General features: G+C 64.7%; 15 protein-coding genes. 4 read left to right on the top strand and 11 right to left on the bottom strand.

Annotated features, from left to right (window positions below; all coding sequences use genetic code 11):
- From QRN63_RS26315 to QRN63_RS26290, 6 genes are all read right to left on the bottom strand, one after another.
- Complete coding sequence (locus QRN63_RS26315; protein WP_285033813.1) at window positions 1-990, bottom strand: Acg family FMN-binding oxidoreductase; 990 nt, start codon at window positions 988-990, stop codon at window positions 1-3.
- Between the two features lie 238 nt (window positions 991-1228).
- Entirely contained in the window at window positions 1229-2941 is a 1713-nt protein-coding gene (locus tag QRN63_RS26310) for a GAF domain-containing sensor histidine kinase (RefSeq protein WP_502888197.1), read from the bottom strand.
- A gap of 47 nt (window positions 2942-2988) precedes the next feature.
- On the bottom strand, window positions 2989-3636 hold the full coding sequence (gene dosR / locus QRN63_RS26305; RefSeq protein WP_285033810.1) for a hypoxia response regulator transcription factor DosR/DevR: 648 nt from the start codon (window positions 3634-3636) through the stop codon (window positions 2989-2991).
- Between the two features lie 73 nt (window positions 3637-3709).
- Entirely contained in the window at window positions 3710-4567 is an 858-nt protein-coding gene (locus QRN63_RS26300; protein WP_285033808.1) for a universal stress protein, read from the bottom strand.
- 292 nt (window positions 4568-4859) lie between these two features.
- On the bottom strand, window positions 4860-5855 hold the full coding sequence (locus tag QRN63_RS26295; protein ID WP_285033806.1) for an Acg family FMN-binding oxidoreductase: 996 nt from the start codon (window positions 5853-5855) through the stop codon (window positions 4860-4862).
- 84 nt (window positions 5856-5939) lie between these two features.
- The gene (locus tag QRN63_RS26290) at window positions 5940-6137 is read right to left on the bottom strand and encodes a hypothetical protein (RefSeq protein ID WP_285033805.1); all 198 of its coding nucleotides are present in this window, start codon (window positions 6135-6137) and stop codon (window positions 5940-5942) included.
- A gap of 115 nt (window positions 6138-6252) precedes the next feature.
- Here QRN63_RS26290 and QRN63_RS26285 point away from each other — a divergent pair, with 115 nt between their 5' ends.
- Genes QRN63_RS26285 through QRN63_RS26275 form a run of 3 tightly spaced genes read left to right on the top strand, consistent with a single transcriptional unit; the run spans window position 6253 to window position 7932 of the window.
- A complete protein-coding gene (locus tag QRN63_RS26285; protein WP_267317743.1) occupies window positions 6253-6711 on the top strand; it encodes a hypothetical protein in 459 nt (152 codons plus the stop codon).
- A gap of 10 nt (window positions 6712-6721) precedes the next feature.
- Window positions 6722-7606: a universal stress protein gene (locus QRN63_RS26280; protein WP_285033803.1), complete on the top strand. Its 885-nt coding sequence runs from the start codon at window positions 6722-6724 to the stop codon at window positions 7604-7606.
- Entirely contained in the window at window positions 7603-7932 is a 330-nt protein-coding gene (locus QRN63_RS26275) for a three-helix bundle dimerization domain-containing protein (RefSeq protein ID WP_285033802.1), read from the top strand. Before QRN63_RS26280 ends, QRN63_RS26275 begins: the two co-directional genes overlap by 4 nt.
- Here the strand turns inward: QRN63_RS26275 and QRN63_RS29755 are convergent.
- The 5 genes from QRN63_RS29755 to QRN63_RS26250 all read right to left on the bottom strand — a co-directional run bounded on the left by QRN63_RS29755 (window position 7883) and on the right by QRN63_RS26250 (window position 12841).
- Window positions 7883-8497, bottom strand: coding sequence for a phosphatase PAP2 family protein (locus QRN63_RS29755; protein ID WP_502888196.1), 615 nt, complete (start codon window positions 8495-8497; stop codon window positions 7883-7885). The two genes, QRN63_RS26275 and QRN63_RS29755, sit on opposite strands and share 50 nt — an antisense overlap.
- A 389-nt stretch (window positions 8498-8886) precedes the next feature.
- Window positions 8887-9879 (bottom strand): NAD(P)H-quinone oxidoreductase, encoded by a 993-nt coding sequence (locus QRN63_RS26265; RefSeq protein WP_285033798.1) that lies wholly within the window; start codon window positions 9877-9879, stop codon window positions 8887-8889.
- A 1-nt stretch (window position 9880) separates the two neighbouring features.
- Window positions 9881-10720 (bottom strand): oxidoreductase, encoded by an 840-nt coding sequence (locus QRN63_RS26260; protein ID WP_285033797.1) that lies wholly within the window; start codon window positions 10718-10720, stop codon window positions 9881-9883.
- A gap of 43 nt (window positions 10721-10763) precedes the next feature.
- Entirely contained in the window at window positions 10764-11819 is a 1056-nt protein-coding gene (locus QRN63_RS26255) for an AraC family transcriptional regulator (protein WP_285033795.1), read from the bottom strand.
- Entirely contained in the window at window positions 11816-12841 is a 1026-nt protein-coding gene (locus QRN63_RS26250; RefSeq protein ID WP_285033794.1) for an AraC family transcriptional regulator, read from the bottom strand. The genes QRN63_RS26255 and QRN63_RS26250 overlap by 4 nt, the downstream gene beginning before the upstream one ends.
- A gap of 156 nt (window positions 12842-12997) precedes the next feature.
- On the opposite strand from QRN63_RS26250, the gene QRN63_RS26245 reads away from it, so the two are divergent.
- Window positions 12998-13687 carry a type 1 glutamine amidotransferase domain-containing protein gene (locus QRN63_RS26245; protein ID WP_285033793.1) on the top strand — a complete coding sequence of 230 codons (690 nt, stop codon included), beginning with the start codon at window positions 12998-13000 and terminating at the stop codon, window positions 13685-13687.
- The last annotated feature ends 2 nt before the right edge of the window (window positions 13688-13689 follow it).

The raw sequence follows: 13689 nt of genomic DNA, 5'->3' as shown, positions 1-13689 counted from the left end.
TCAGGATGAGTCGTCATCGAACCACGAGACCACGTCTGCCAGTGGTCGTCGCGGAGTTGAGGGCAGCGGATCGGCGTTGAGAGGGGCCCAGCCGACTCGGATCAGCATCTGCGGGAACAACTCGTCGCCGAAGACGTCGGTTCGAACGATGGATCGGCACTCCGGGTTTTCCAGGGCCTCCGTGACAGGACACGTCGACAGGCCTTGCGCGGTGGCAGTGAGGAGAACGGCGCTGGTGGCCTCACCGGCCCGGAGCCGATCGAGCGGAGTGTCGGTTGAGGTACCGAGGGCCAGCAACGATCCGTTGTCATCCTCGGCAGTGGTCCCCGCAGGTTGGTCGAGCACGGCGCCGGCGAAGATGCGGGCGGGCAGTGCGGCGTGCTGGTCTGGCGTGGGCGTACTGCGGGCCGGCACGCCGGCCAGGGCGGCGTAGCGGCCGCTCCAGACTGTCAGTTCCGTGAGGTAGTCCAGGTCCCTGGCGTTGTGCGAAACCGCTTGCCGCAGTGTGGTTGTGAGAACATCGTTGAGCTTCACCCGCCGCAGCCCGATCCCGAGTCTGGCCGCGCGCGCAGTCATCAGAGCGATATCTCCCAGTGCAACCGGCCATCCGCTGTAATACCGCCGGTCGGTGCGACGTCGGGGAATCGCCGCGGCGAGAGCTATGTCGGGTAGCTCAGGGGTGCCGGGCACCAATTCGATCACCGCGAGATGATGCGGCTCGGCGGGGTTGGGGAAGCGGCGCACGGTTGGCTGCCACCCCAAAGCGTCGAACGCGACAACAGCGTGGTGTAGCGCGGCCCCGCAACTGATCAACAGGTCGCGTCCGTCGGGATCGGTGTGAATCAGATGTAGTTCCGGCTCGACGTACAAATGCACACTGTGCGAGCCGATCCGCCACCGCCAGGGCTGGGTGTTGTGAACCGACGGAGCACGCGTGGCCAGTGCCATGGCTGCACGTACCGTTTCACGGTCGGGAAATGTGTCGGACATTGGATTCACCTCGCTGAGCATGGGGCAGATCGCGGAGAACATGCAGCGCGCGTGGGCACCGCGTGAGCCATCCCGCCGATCTTCATACAGCGATCCTGCAGCTCGCGCCGCCCGATCGACAGAGCCTTAGGTCACTTGCTCGTTGGCTGGGTGCGCGCCGTGTGACAGCGGAATCGATGCCCACCGTCGGTGGAAGCCAAGGACATTGGTCCCCGCCGCGGGGTGCTGGCCGGGCCGCTCAGGGCAGGGGTGCCCACCACCGCAGGATGGTGCCTGCATCAGAGCCCGGGGCGATCGTCATGTCACCGCCACTGTCTGTGGCTCGTCGGCGGAGGTTGGCCAAGCCGCTTTCCGTGATTCCGCCGGACAGCCCTTTGCCGTTGTCGGTCACCTCGATGCGCAAGTCGTTGTCGACATTGATCGTGACGCTGATCGCGCTGGCATTGCCGTGGCGCACAGCGTTGCTCACCGCCTCCCTGACCACCGCCTCGGCGTGATCGGCGAGGTCCGGTTCGATGACCGACAACGGTCCGTCGTAGCGGACCGTGGTGTGCAGTTCATTGCTGGCGAAGGCGGACACGGCGGCATCGAGTCGCTGTCGTAGCCGGGTGGTGTTGCTCGTGCTGCCATGCAGATCGAAGATGGCCGTGCGGATTTCGGTGATCACGTCTTGGAGATCGTCGACGCACTCGGAAATACGTTGCTGCACATCGCCGGACCGGGCTCGCGGGATGGTGCCCTGCAATGTCAGCCCGACGGCGAACAGCCGCTGGATGACATGGTCGTGCAGGTCGCGGGCGATTCGATCACGGTCTGCGACGACATCCAACTCGCGCATCTGCCGCTGGGTCGCGGCCAGCTGCCAGGCCAGCGCGGCCTGGTCGGCGAACGCGGCCATCATGTCCAACTGATCGGCGGTGAACGCTTGCCGGGAGGCTTTCCGGAGCACGATCAAGATTCCGACGACGGTGTCGGTGGTGCGCAGCGGCAGGACCAGCGCGTGTTGCATCCCGTTCGCGATGGTGTCGGGCAGGTCCGTTGCCGGGCAGAGCGATGGTGTCCGCTGGTGAAATGCGTTACCGACCGGGCCGTCGGCGGCCGGGACCTGCAACGACGTCGACCGAAAATCGCCTATGACGTCGATGATTTCGAGCCGGGTGATCTCGTTGCTCGGAAGGTCGTGGTCCTCGGGGACGGCAACCAGCGTGGCGTCGGCGTCGGTCAGTGCGCGCGCTTCCTCGGCGATCTGCCGAAAGACCTGGGCCGGCTCGGTACCGGACAGCAGCGCCGTGCCGATGTCGCGGGTGGCTTCGATCCAGGCCTGGCGTCGTTGCGACTGGTCGTAGAGGCGCGCATTGTCGATGGCGATGCCGGCCGCGGCCGCCAGCGCTTGTGCCAGTACTTCGTCGTCTTCGCTGAACGGCTGCCCGGAAGCTTTCTCGGTCAGGTAGAGGTTGCCGTAAACCTCGTCGCGGATGCGCACCGGCACGCCGAGGAAAGTCCGCATGGGTGGGTGGTTCTCGGGAAATCCGACAGAAGCGGGATGGGTGCGGATGTTCTCCAGCCGAATGGGTTTCGGTTCGTCGATCAGCGCGCCGAGCACGCCGCGACCCTGGGGGAGCGGCCCGATCTTCGACCGCGTCTCCTCGTCGATGCCTTCGTAGAGGAATTCGACGAGCTCGTGGCCGGTGCCGCGCACGCCGAGTGCGCCGTACTTCGCATCGATCAGTTCGATTGCCGTGTGCACGATGGTTCGCAGCGTGGCATCCAGCTCCAGACCTGCCGTGACGGTCAGCATCGCCTCGACGAGACCGTCCAGCCGGTCGCGGCCCTCGATGATCAGCTCGACGCGATCGTGAACTTCACTGAGGAGTTCACGCAGCCGCAGTCCGGATAGCGTCGCCCGCAGCGGACGATCCGCATTGCTGTCATGGCCCGTCACAACCGTGATTCTGTCATCACTGCAGAATTACGTCGCCGTTTGTCCCCAGATGTGTGTCAGTTGTCCGGGCGCTGTCTTCTGTCCAGTTTGGACACGAACACCGCTGCCTGGGTTCGGCGCTCCATGCCGAGTTTGGCGAGCAGCCGGGACACGTAGTTCTTGACCGTCTTCTCCGCCAGGAACATCCGAGCGGCAATCTGCTTGTTGGTCAACCCTTCTCCCAGCAGATCCAGCAGCACACGCTCCTGGTCGGTCAGGCCTGATAGCGGGTCTGACCGGTCGGCGGCATTGCGGAGCTTGGCCATCAACGCCGCTGCGGCGCGGTTGTCCAGTAGAGACCGTCCGGCACCGACGGCTTTGATCGCTTCCGCCAGTTCCATGCCCTTGATGTCCTTGATGACGTAGCCACTGGCCCCGGCCAGGACGGCATCGAGCATGGCCTCATCGGAGGTGAACGACGTCAGCATCAGGCAACGCAGATCGGGCAGGCGAGACAACAGGTCCCGGCACAGCTCGATGCCGTTGCCGTCCGGCAGACGAACATCGAGGACTGCGACATCGGGCCTGAGCGCGGGAATCTGGGCCATGGCATGCGCCACTGTGCCGGCCTCCCCGATGACTTGCAGTTCGGGGTCCGCGCTCAGCAAATCGATGAGGCCGCGCCGCACGACCTCGTGGTCGTCGACGAGAAATACAGTGACCATTCACCTGCCCTTCAGAACCCGATGACGTGCTTCTAAGTGCTCGCGCTACCCATGACGATAGGCCAGGCAACCGTTACAAGCGCTGATTATGCTGGCAGATCAAGACCGTGCAGTTGACCTGGCTGGGCACCGCTCGCGCCGACCCGATGATCTCGCCCATACCGGACCGGCGATGCCGGCCGATGACGAGTAGTTGGATCGAACCGGCATGGCGCTCAACGTAGTTCATCGTCGAGCCGTTGACCGCTACCGGGTTGAACTCGATGTCCGGGTTTGCCAGGCGGTGACGGGCGAGCCGTTTGTCCAAACGCGCACGGGTGTTTTCGTCCGGGATGTGATCCTGGACATCCTCGAGCTTGGTCGGACATGTCGCGAGCACCGTCAGCGGTGCACCGCGCAACCGGGCTTCGTTGATCCCGGTGTTGAGAACGTGAACGCTGTCCGGGCTTTCGTCGATCTCGACAACCACGTGCCGGGGGTGCGCCGACCAATGTGAACCGCCGCTGCGGACGACGGCGACCGGGCACATCGCGGAAGTCGCCAACGTCGCTGCGCTGGAACCGAGTCGGTGCCCCGTGGCGTGCGCGATGCCGAGCGATCCGATGCACAGCAGGTCAGCCGACCGTGCCGCGTTCAACAGAACTCTGGCGGGGTGTCCGTGCAGCACTTCCCACTCGATCTTGACCGGTTTCTCCAACGACTCGACCGCGACCAACGTGCGGCGAACGGAGACGTCGGCGCAAGCCAAGTCTCGGGCTTCCTGCTCCGGGTCCACAGCACCATGTCCGCGTGGCTCGACCACGTAGAGCATGCGCAGGGGCACGTCGCGACTGACGGCTTCGTCGACCGCCCACAAGGCGGCGTCCACCGACCACCGGGAGCCGTCGACGCCGACCACGACTGCCGACGACGGTGAAGCTGATTTGAACATCTCAGCACTCTCCTGACATCACCGATCTGACTATTCGTCGACGGTAGGTCTGGCGGGGCGCCGGCAGCAGGGGCATTGGTCCCTAGTCTCCGGTCAGAGTGACCTGCTGTGTCAGGACCGTTGGCCGAGACCGTGGGTCGATGTGCCCTAGCTCGTAGCCAGCTCAGCTGCCATGGTCGTTGGCATGGCGAAGCGGCTGGTAACCGGTATCGCGCTGGCAAGCGCGCTGTACGCGGTGGGGCGCGTCGTGCGGACGCGCGCTGCTACGCGACGTGAATCGAGCGCACCGCGGTCAATTCCGATCGTGAGGGCGATCTGGCCGGTAACGGAAGACATCCGACAACTCACGTCGCGGAGTTGGTGGCGGGACCTCATCCAGGCTGGGGACGGTGCCGAGACGGATCAACACCTGCGGCAGCGGGTGTCCGGTGAGCGCGCTGATGATGTCGCGGGTGGCCGGGTGTTCGGTCAGGTGGGTGAGCGTGCAACTGGCCAGCCCTGCCATGGTGGCCTCCAACAGCACCGCGGATAGGGTCTCACCGCACGCCACGATGTCTTCACGGGTGTCCGCAAGTGCGGAGATCACCACGACGGTGGCTTGATCATCCCCGGCTTCTTGACGCCGCTCCCGATGGTGAGTCACGGGGAACGAACGTCCGATATCGACCCGATCGCTTTCCGTTGCCGATACCAGGGCACTGTGTGGGATGCCGGTTGTCGCGCCAAAAGGTAAAGTCCACCAATCCAATTCGGCGTGATAGGCGTCGTACATCCTCAGTACGTCGGCAAGATGAGAGGCTTCGGCCAGTTCGGCGCGTTGGTGGGCGGCCAGCACGTCGAGCCGGGTCGGCCGATCGGCCACGGTCAGCCGCAGTAGGTTCTCGAATGCCGGCCAGTCCTCTACGGCGCCGAACGGCAGTCGGTCGGTTCGTCGGCAGAGGATTGCGTCCGCCGCCCGCCGTTGTGCCGGCGTCACCCCGACCGCCGGCCGGAAATCGATGTCAGCGAGGTGATGTCGGTTGTTGGGATTGGGAAAGCGATCGACGAGGGTCGTCCAACCGGCAGCCGCCATCGCCACCCGCAGATGGTCGAGTGCCGCGCCACAGCTCAACATTGCCTGACGCCCCGAACCATCGGTGGCCACCAACCAATCGGTGTCGAGAAACAACTTGAGGGTGGCCGATTCCAGAATCCATTTCCACGGCTGGCTGTTGTGGAACGACGGCGCCCGGCAAGCCAGATGTACCGCGTCTTCGATCGCTCGAAGTGAAATCGTGGGTTTCGTCATGAGATGTCCTTCTCGACACGGCAAGGTTCACCCCGACGTTGCCCGATGTGGTTGAGCGTTGACAGAGCCAGAAGTCACCAGTAGTCACAGGTGACCAATGGCAGTCATCCGCGGGCCAGATGGCCGCATCATCGACTCGACATGGCGGCAAGGATTGCCGCCACCTGGCGGGATGCCGGCATGCGACAGCGTGCGCGAGAACTGGGCAGCGACAACCGTTGTCCCACGGTCGAAATGGAATGTACGGCGCCGGTTCATGTCACCCAGGAACGGATCCGTCATAGGGCACTTTCGCTTGTCCCGAGGGACCTTAGGCACTAGGACCCAGCGGCGGAGCGCGGTCAGATGGGACTGAGGATCAGCCGATCTCAGAGTTGTCAGCAGATGGAGGAGCGACATGATCGCGAATCAGGAAGTCCAACCGCGAACACGTGGTTTCGCCCGCGTACTCGGTCCGTTCTACGTGGTAGTCGGTACCGTCGTCGCCGCCCGCGCGGCGGACATGCGCGCGATGCTCACGGAGTTCACCAACAGCAACACGTGGCCGTGGATCACGGGCGCCTTTTTGCTGATGGGTGGTATCGCGATCATCGCATTTCACCCGTACTGGCGCGGCGCCCCAGCGGCCCTGGTGTCGATCGTCGGCTGGGGGATGGCTGCGAAAGGCTTCTTTCTGCTGGCCTTTCCGCACCAGTACGCCTCGCTGGCAAGCCACCTGATCGGCGCCACACCCGTGTGGCAGTTCGGCTACCTGCTCGGCGCGTTGATGGGTTTCTACCTGTCCTATGTCGGATGGGTCGGGCCTCGAGAGACGCGGCCATCGGCGGGGATCCAAGGCCTGCCGCGGGCGGCATGACGGGTATCCGATGAATGCCACAGTCACCATCAAGCCGGTCGTCGTCGGCATCGATGGCTCCAAGCATGCGTTGCGCGCCGCGCGGTGGGCTGCGCTCGAGGCAGCGAGCCGAGATGCCACGTTGCGACTCGTCTACGTCATTGATGCGGCAGATGCCGATCGCCAGGAGAACATCGACCGCGCGCAGCACGCATTGCACAAGGCATGGAAAGCTTTGGTAGACAACCACATCGACGTCAAGCTCGAATCGGAGATTGTTACCGGTGATCCGGCGGAGTGCCTTGCCGCGGAGTCTCGAAGCGCGTCGATGGTCTGTGTCGGAGATCGTGGAAAACACGACGCGCCTGACGGCCCGCGCGGATCCACGGCCACCGAGGTCGCTCGGAGGGCTCAGGGCTCGGTAGCGATCATTCGCCGGGCACATCGCGACTTCGACCACCGGAAATGGATACTGGCCGTGCTGGACGAATCAGCCTCTGCGACTGCTGTGTTCGAAGCTGCCAAAACTGATTCGGCATGGCGCGACGCTCCGATCCTGATGCTTGAGCCCTGGTCGCATTCGAGCCGCCCGATCGATGCCAGACATCCGGTACATGCCGCCCTGGACCGGTATACGGGGGATCCGGACAACGGTCATCTTCAGTCGGTCACCCTGGCGATGCCAGGACACCTGACCAACCTGTTACGGCAGAGCGCGTGCATCGACCAGCTCGTCATCGTGCCCGGGAACCGCCCTGAGCTGGTCGCGGAACTGACCGGCGAAAAGATGCGAAAGGCCTTGAAGGATTCGGACTGTACGCTGTTGTTCATCCGGCCGGAAGCACCTGCAGGTGTTGGCAATGGTGCTGCGCGCCAGCAGAGTTCGGGTGATCGCGTCACAGCGGGACAGTCATGACCCAGGTATTGCACGAACCGGCGCGCGTCACCCGGCCGGCGGTCTCTTCCGAGACAACGCATTCGCGGGACTCGATCGCCGATATCGCCGGCAAGCTTGCGCGTCGCGAGGGTCGCAACGATATCGCGCGCGACAAGGAGATTCTGGCCTGGTGCCGGGAGGTCGCGCTGCCGTTCGTGGATGCCCCGATCCAGGCCTTTGTCCCGCTGCTGGTCGAGCACATCGTGGGCGACCGTATCCGGCGTGAACGCAAGCAGCGCGAGAATGCCGGTGTGGCTACGGATGTCTCCGCACCCCGTCGGTCGCGTCAGTCGGCGTGCTCGTGACCAGGATCCGCAGGCGGGTGCCGCGGACGAACCCGAGGATTCGGCGCAGGACCGGCCGCACGGAGACGTAGCCGGCCAAGCTGACCACAATGCCCAGCGCAAGGCCCGCCAGGACATCACGCGGATAGTGGGCACCTACGTAGACGCGCGCGAACGCCATCAGCACCGCGGCCAGAGCCGCCACGACGCCGAGGCGGCGGTCCACCAACCACAGTCCCGCGGCAACCGCCGCGGCGATGACTGCATGGATGCTGGGGAAACCGCCGTCCGTATTGCAGTGCAGCACCACGATGCCGTGCAGCGCATTACACGGACGCGTCTCATTCACGGACACGGCGATCGGGACATATACGAGCAAGGCGGCAAAAACACCCAGCGGTGTCCACACGGCAGCCACCATGGCCATCGGGTTTGTGCTCTTGCGGGCAAGCCACCATCCGGCCAACAACAACGCGAGAAAGAGGACCAAGCCGTTGTTGGCATATGCGCCCAACAGCGGCTGCAGCCATGGAGTGTCACGAGCGAAATCGTTGATGACATGGAAGATTCGTAGGTCGAGATTCATCGCCGATGCTTTCGGGTCGCCGTGGTGTGTAGGTGTCCAGAGCCAATGCTGATCCTGCGCGGCGACTCGTGAACAACCGACCCGCGCATGGCGCCATCGATCAGCACGCGGTGGAGGGCCTTTCGTCTCTATCAGTCCCTGCCACCCACACGCCGAGACGCCGCAACGGTGCGCGGCGTGAACACCATCCCGCTCGACGATGTGGTTGTCGGTGACCTGCTGGTCGTTGGCTTTGGATCTGCTCGCATGTCTGTATGGCTTGTACGCGGTGTTGATGTTGCACTTCGCGCAGGAAGAAGAAACCTTCTTCACCCTGTCCGATGACGAGCCGGCATCGGACAGGGTATCCACCGGCCTGAAAGGTTCAGAGAGGCTAGATGGCCGCGGCTCTAGCCGCCGTTGACGATCAGCAGCACCTTTCCGACGGACTTGTCGGAGTCGAGCAGCCGGTGCGCTTCGGGGGCGTCGGTAATCGGCACTTCCGCCGCGACGACCGGCACCACGGCACCCGCATCGATCAGCGGCCACAAGTGCTGCCGCAGAGCGCTGATGATCTCGGCCTTGGAGCCGGGACCTTCCTCCGGCCGCCGCCGCAGGTTCGTCACATGTACCGAACCCCGCTTGAACAGCAGGGTACCGAGATTCAGCTCAGCGACTGCCCCGCCCTGCAGTCCGATGATGGTCAGGTGGCCGTTCTCGGCGAGAGCGTCCACGTTCTTGCCCAGGTAACTGCCGCCCATGATGTCGAGAATGACGTCGGCGCCGGAGTATTCGGCGTTCACCACTGTGGGGAAGTCCTGGTCGCGGTAGTTGATCAGCGTCTGTGCGCCGAGTTCGCGGCAGGCATCCAGCTTGAACTGTGTGCCCGCGGTCACGGCCACGTTGGCGCCGAGTGCACGGCCCACTTGGATTGCGTGGGTGCCGATTCCGCTGCCGCCGCCGTGGATCAGCAGTGTCTGCCCGCTCTGGAGGCCACCGGTCATCACCACGTTCGACCACACGGTGGCCGCGGTTTCCGGCAACGCCGCCGCGGCGGTGACGCTCACACCCTGTGGCACGGGGAGCACGTGGCTGGCGGCGACGTTGACGCGTTCGGCGTACCCGCCGGCGGCCAGTAGGGCACACACGGCGTCACCGGGTGCCCAGTCCTGCACTCCGGCACCGACTTCGGCGATATAGCCGGAAACCTCGAGTCCGGGGATGTCACTGGCGCCCGGTGGTGGCGGGTAGAAGCCCATGCGCTGCATGACGTCGGCGCGGTTGACACCTGCCGCGACCACGTCGATGGCGACCTGTCCGGGTCCGGGCGCGGGCAGGTCGTCGACCTCGGCCCATTCCATGACCTCGGGCTCACCATGGCCGTTGAGAGTTGTCGCGTACATGCTATTTGCCTCCGGGGACGGGGAATTGGGCGCGCATGGCCAGGTCCCAGAACTTGTCCGGGGTCAGTTGGCGTTGCAGGATGCTCAGTGTCGCACTGGGTGTGACGGTGTAGCGGGCCTTGGGGCGTTTGGCTTCGATGGCCTTGCGCACCACCTCGGCGACCGAATCGGGATTGCCGCCCAGGAATTTCGCGACATTACCGGCGTAGATGTCGGCGGTGACGGCGCCGACCCGGGAATTGAACTCGGCGTACGGCCCGTCGTTCAGGCCGTCGACGGACCCGACGGCGGTGTCGGCGAAACCTGTGGTGATCAGTCCGGGTTCGATGAGCACGATCTGAACCCCGAATCCCTGGACCTCGAACCGCATGGCGTCGGAGATGGCTTCCACCGCGTATTTGGTGGCGTGGTAGATGCCACCGCCGGGGAACGTCAGCTTGCCACCCATCGACCCGATGTTGATGATGCGTCCACTACCGGCGGCACGCATGCCCGGCAGCACCAGTTGGCTCATCCTGATCAGCCCGAACACGTTGGTCTCGAACTGTTTTCGGATGTTATCGAGCGGAATAGACTCCACGGCGCCCGACTGTGAATAGCCGGCGTTGTTCACCAGGACGTCGATGGAACCGGCTTCATCCGCCACGGCGGCCACTGCGGCGACCATCGACTCTTCGTCCGTCACGTCGAGCGCGACCGTATGGCACCCCTTGTCCGCCAGTTCTTTCAGGGTCTCGGGACGCCGCGCCGTCGCGTAGACGGTGTGGCCGTGTGTCACCAGATCGGCCGCGGTGGCCTCGCCGATGCCGCTCGAACAACCGGTGATGAGTACAACGGACATGCGTTCCTCCTTGGTGGTTGTGGCTGTCGGTCTGTGGTTTCGGTTATCGCCCGCTGGTTCGTCTGGGTCTGTTGGGGTAGGTGTTCCGGCGCGCCAGATAAGCCCGCGGGCTGGAGCCGTTCCACCGGTGGAAGGCGTGGGAGAAGTTGCTGACGTCGGTGTATCCCAGCCGGTTGGACACCTGCTCGACCGTCATGCCGCTCTGGAGCAACTCGGTCCCCAGGTGGTGGCGCACTTCGTCGAGCAGTTTCCGGAACGACGTGCCTTCGGCTTCCAGTTGGCGGCGCAGTGTCCGGGTGCTGCACGAGAGTCGGTCCGCCACCTGGGCGAGGCTCGGCGGCTTGGCAGGGTCGGCCAACAGCAGGTCACGCACCAGACCGGCACGACCGGTGCGGGCTTCCCGCTGCTCGAGCAGCATCCGGCACTGCTGCTCGGTGAGCTTGGCGGTGTGGCTACTCGCTTGCGGGAGAGGGATATTCAGCAGGCCGGACTCGATGGTGACCGAAGTTTCGGCGTCGTCGAATTCAGGCGTCGACCCGAACATCGCTTCGTAGAGCGTCACGGCACGCCCGGGGTCGGGGAGGGCGAAGCCGATGCGGCTCGGCGGCGGGGTGGCGCCCAGGATTTCCCGGTACAGGTTGGGGATGGCTGCGGCGTCGCGTTCCAGGACGAACCTGCGGATCGGCGCCGGCACGGCACGGGCGTCGATGACGATGGTCAGGTCGTCATCGTGCCGGCGGGTCTCGAAAGTGCAGAAGGCGTAGCTCAATTGGACGAACCGCACGGCGACGTCGATCGCCTCGCCCAAGGTCGGGCTGGTCAGGATCGCGAAGCCCCACAACCCGAACGCTGTCACCGGGTACCGGGCGGCCGCCTGCAGACCGAGTCCCGGCCGATCACCCAATGCGGCAACGATATTGGTGATGGCCTTGAGTTCCTGTTGCGCGGTGATCTCGGCGTCGGCGACGCGAATCGCGGCGGCCGTGACTCTGGTGCCGGCGAGGCATTGTGATGCCGTCAAGCCGAATTCGGCGGCCCAGTCGAGCATCACCGTCAAACTCGCGGCCGACCGCTTGGAGTGCAGGTCAAGCGTCGTCATCGGTCGCGCAATCGATCGCGGTATTCGCGGGGCCCGACGCCCTTCCACCGGCGGAACGCCTGCGTGAAGCTGGAGACCTGCGCATAGCCGAGGCGGTCGGCGATTTCCGCGACGGGCATCCCGCTGGCGAGCAGTTCCTCGGCGAGTGCCTCACGCGTCTCCTCCTGCAGATCGCGCAATGACACCCCCTCCTGGGCGAGGTGCCGGCGCAGTGTGCGCGCGCTGACCGTCAGTTGCCGTGCGGCCTCGTCGAGCGTCAGCACGGGCGCCGGACTCGACAGCATCATGTCGCGCAGGAGACCGGCGACCCCGGCACGTGCAGACCGCTGGCGCAGCAGTTGGATTGCTTGCTTCTCGGCCATCGAGCGCGCGTACTGGTTCGCCTGCGGCAGTGGTTTGTTCAACGCTTCGACGCTGACGATGAGGCAGTTCTGCGCTGCGCCGAACTCGGGTTCGACGCCGAAGACGTCGACGTACTGCTGCACGATTTCGTCGGCGGGCCGCGGTGTGGTGTACGCGACCTGCAACCGGGAGTCCGATGACATGAGCAGGTCGCGCTGCAGGGTCTGGATACCGGTGCTGTCCCGCTCGACAGCGAACCGGCGCAGGTCTGCCGGCAGGTGGGAAGGGTCGAGAATCAACCGGCCGTAGCCGTCTGCCAGGTCGGGCGATACCGTGAGCCGGCACAGACAGAAGCTGAGTGCAGCCAGCGATACGCCCACCTGCATCGCTTCGCCCAACGTCCGGGAGCTCATGAGCGCCAGTCCCCAGATTCCGGGCGAGGCGGCATGGCAGCGCAGCCCGGCTTCGATGCCGAGACCGGGGACATCAAGGGCGCCAAGCATATTGGTGATGATCTGGATCTCGTCCCGCAGGTGTACCTCGGCGTCGAGATCGTCGAGGTCGGCCCGGGTCAGCGACGTGCCGTGCAGGGCAGCTGCGGTAGGCATACCGTGTTCGGCCGCGAGGTCGACGAGTAGTGCCACGCCCGCTGGTGAGCGGAGAACATCGTGCGTACTCACATGGTCCTCATTCGGCCGAATCCCGGTTCGCTGTCATCCTGCAGTATCGAGCCTAGGGGCGGAGGCATCGTCCGCAATAGGTGATGAATGGCCAACAAGTTGTGAGAAGTGGCCACATCGTAGCGCTGGGTGACCCGGCTGCGGAATTCTTGCCGCATGACCAAGCGCATCCTGAACGTTGTCACCAACGTCTCGCACTACGAAGACCCGTCCGAGCCGACCGGCTTGTGGCTGTCGGAGCTGACGCATGCCTATCACGTCTTCGCCGAGGCGGGCTACGAGCAGACGATCGTCAGCCCCCAGGGTGGGCTCTCCCCGCTGGAGCCACGATCGCTGAAATTCCCCAACTACGACAAGAGTGCCAAGGCGTGGCACGCCGATGCGCAGAAGATGGATCTGCTGGCAAACACCACCGCGCCCGCGGACATCGACTCGGCGGACTTCGACGCCATCTACTTCACCGGCGGCCATGCGGTGATGTTCGATTTCCCGGACAGCGAAGGACTGCAACGCATCTCACGCGAGATTTTCGAACGCGGGGGAGTCGTGTCCTCGGTGTGCCACGGCTACGCCGGGCTGTTGAACACGACGCTGTCGGACGGATCACTGTTGGTCGCCGGCCGAAAGCTCACCGGCTTCTCCTGGACCGAGGAAGTGGTGGCCCGCGTCGACAAGCTGGTGCCCTACAACGTCGAAGAGGAGATGAAGAAGCGCGGTGCCCGGTACGAAAAGGGCCTGATTCCCTTTGCCTCGTACGTCGTTGTCGACGGTCGCCTGGTGACCGGCCAGAACCCGGGCTCCGCAAAAGCCACCGCCAAGAAGGTCGTCGAAGTCCTCGGGGTCTGAGT

The organism is Mycolicibacterium sp. lyk4-40-TYG-92 (assembly GCF_030209435.1).
GTDB lineage: Bacteria > Actinomycetota > Actinomycetes > Mycobacteriales > Mycobacteriaceae > Mycobacterium.
The sequence above is the reverse complement of the archived record's forward strand: the minus strand, read 5'-3'. Positions and strand labels throughout refer to the sequence as shown.

What these genes read in the sequence shown, in the direction of transcription:
- QRN63_RS26315 (WP_285033813.1), bottom strand. Translation starts at nt 990, where the DNA reads ATGTCCGACACATTTCCCGACCGTGAAACGGTACGTGCAGCCATGGCA.
- dosR (WP_285033810.1), bottom strand. Translation starts at nt 3,636, where the DNA reads ATGGTCACTGTATTTCTCGTCGACGACCACGAGGTCGTGCGGCGCGGC.
- QRN63_RS26300 (WP_285033808.1), bottom strand. Translation starts at nt 4,567, where the DNA reads ATGTTCAAATCAGCTTCACCGTCGTCGGCAGTCGTGGTCGGCGTCGAC.
- QRN63_RS26295 (WP_285033806.1), bottom strand. Translation starts at nt 5,855, where the DNA reads ATGACGAAACCCACGATTTCACTTCGAGCGATCGAAGACGCGGTACAT.
- QRN63_RS26290 (WP_285033805.1), bottom strand. Translation starts at nt 6,137, where the DNA reads ATGACGGATCCGTTCCTGGGTGACATGAACCGGCGCCGTACATTCCAT.
- QRN63_RS26285 (WP_267317743.1), top strand. Translation starts at nt 6,253, where the DNA reads ATGATCGCGAATCAGGAAGTCCAACCGCGAACACGTGGTTTCGCCCGC.
- QRN63_RS26280 (WP_285033803.1), top strand. Translation starts at nt 6,722, where the DNA reads ATGAATGCCACAGTCACCATCAAGCCGGTCGTCGTCGGCATCGATGGC.
- QRN63_RS26275 (WP_285033802.1), top strand. Translation starts at nt 7,603, where the DNA reads ATGACCCAGGTATTGCACGAACCGGCGCGCGTCACCCGGCCGGCGGTC.
- QRN63_RS29755 (WP_502888196.1), bottom strand. Translation starts at nt 8,497, where the DNA reads ATGAATCTCGACCTACGAATCTTCCATGTCATCAACGATTTCGCTCGT.
- QRN63_RS26265 (WP_285033798.1), bottom strand. Translation starts at nt 9,879, where the DNA reads ATGTACGCGACAACTCTCAACGGCCATGGTGAGCCCGAGGTCATGGAA.
- QRN63_RS26260 (WP_285033797.1), bottom strand. Translation starts at nt 10,720, where the DNA reads ATGTCCGTTGTACTCATCACCGGTTGTTCGAGCGGCATCGGCGAGGCC.
- QRN63_RS26255 (WP_285033795.1), bottom strand. Translation starts at nt 11,819, where the DNA reads ATGACGACGCTTGACCTGCACTCCAAGCGGTCGGCCGCGAGTTTGACG.
- QRN63_RS26245 (WP_285033793.1), top strand. Translation starts at nt 12,998, where the DNA reads ATGACCAAGCGCATCCTGAACGTTGTCACCAACGTCTCGCACTACGAA.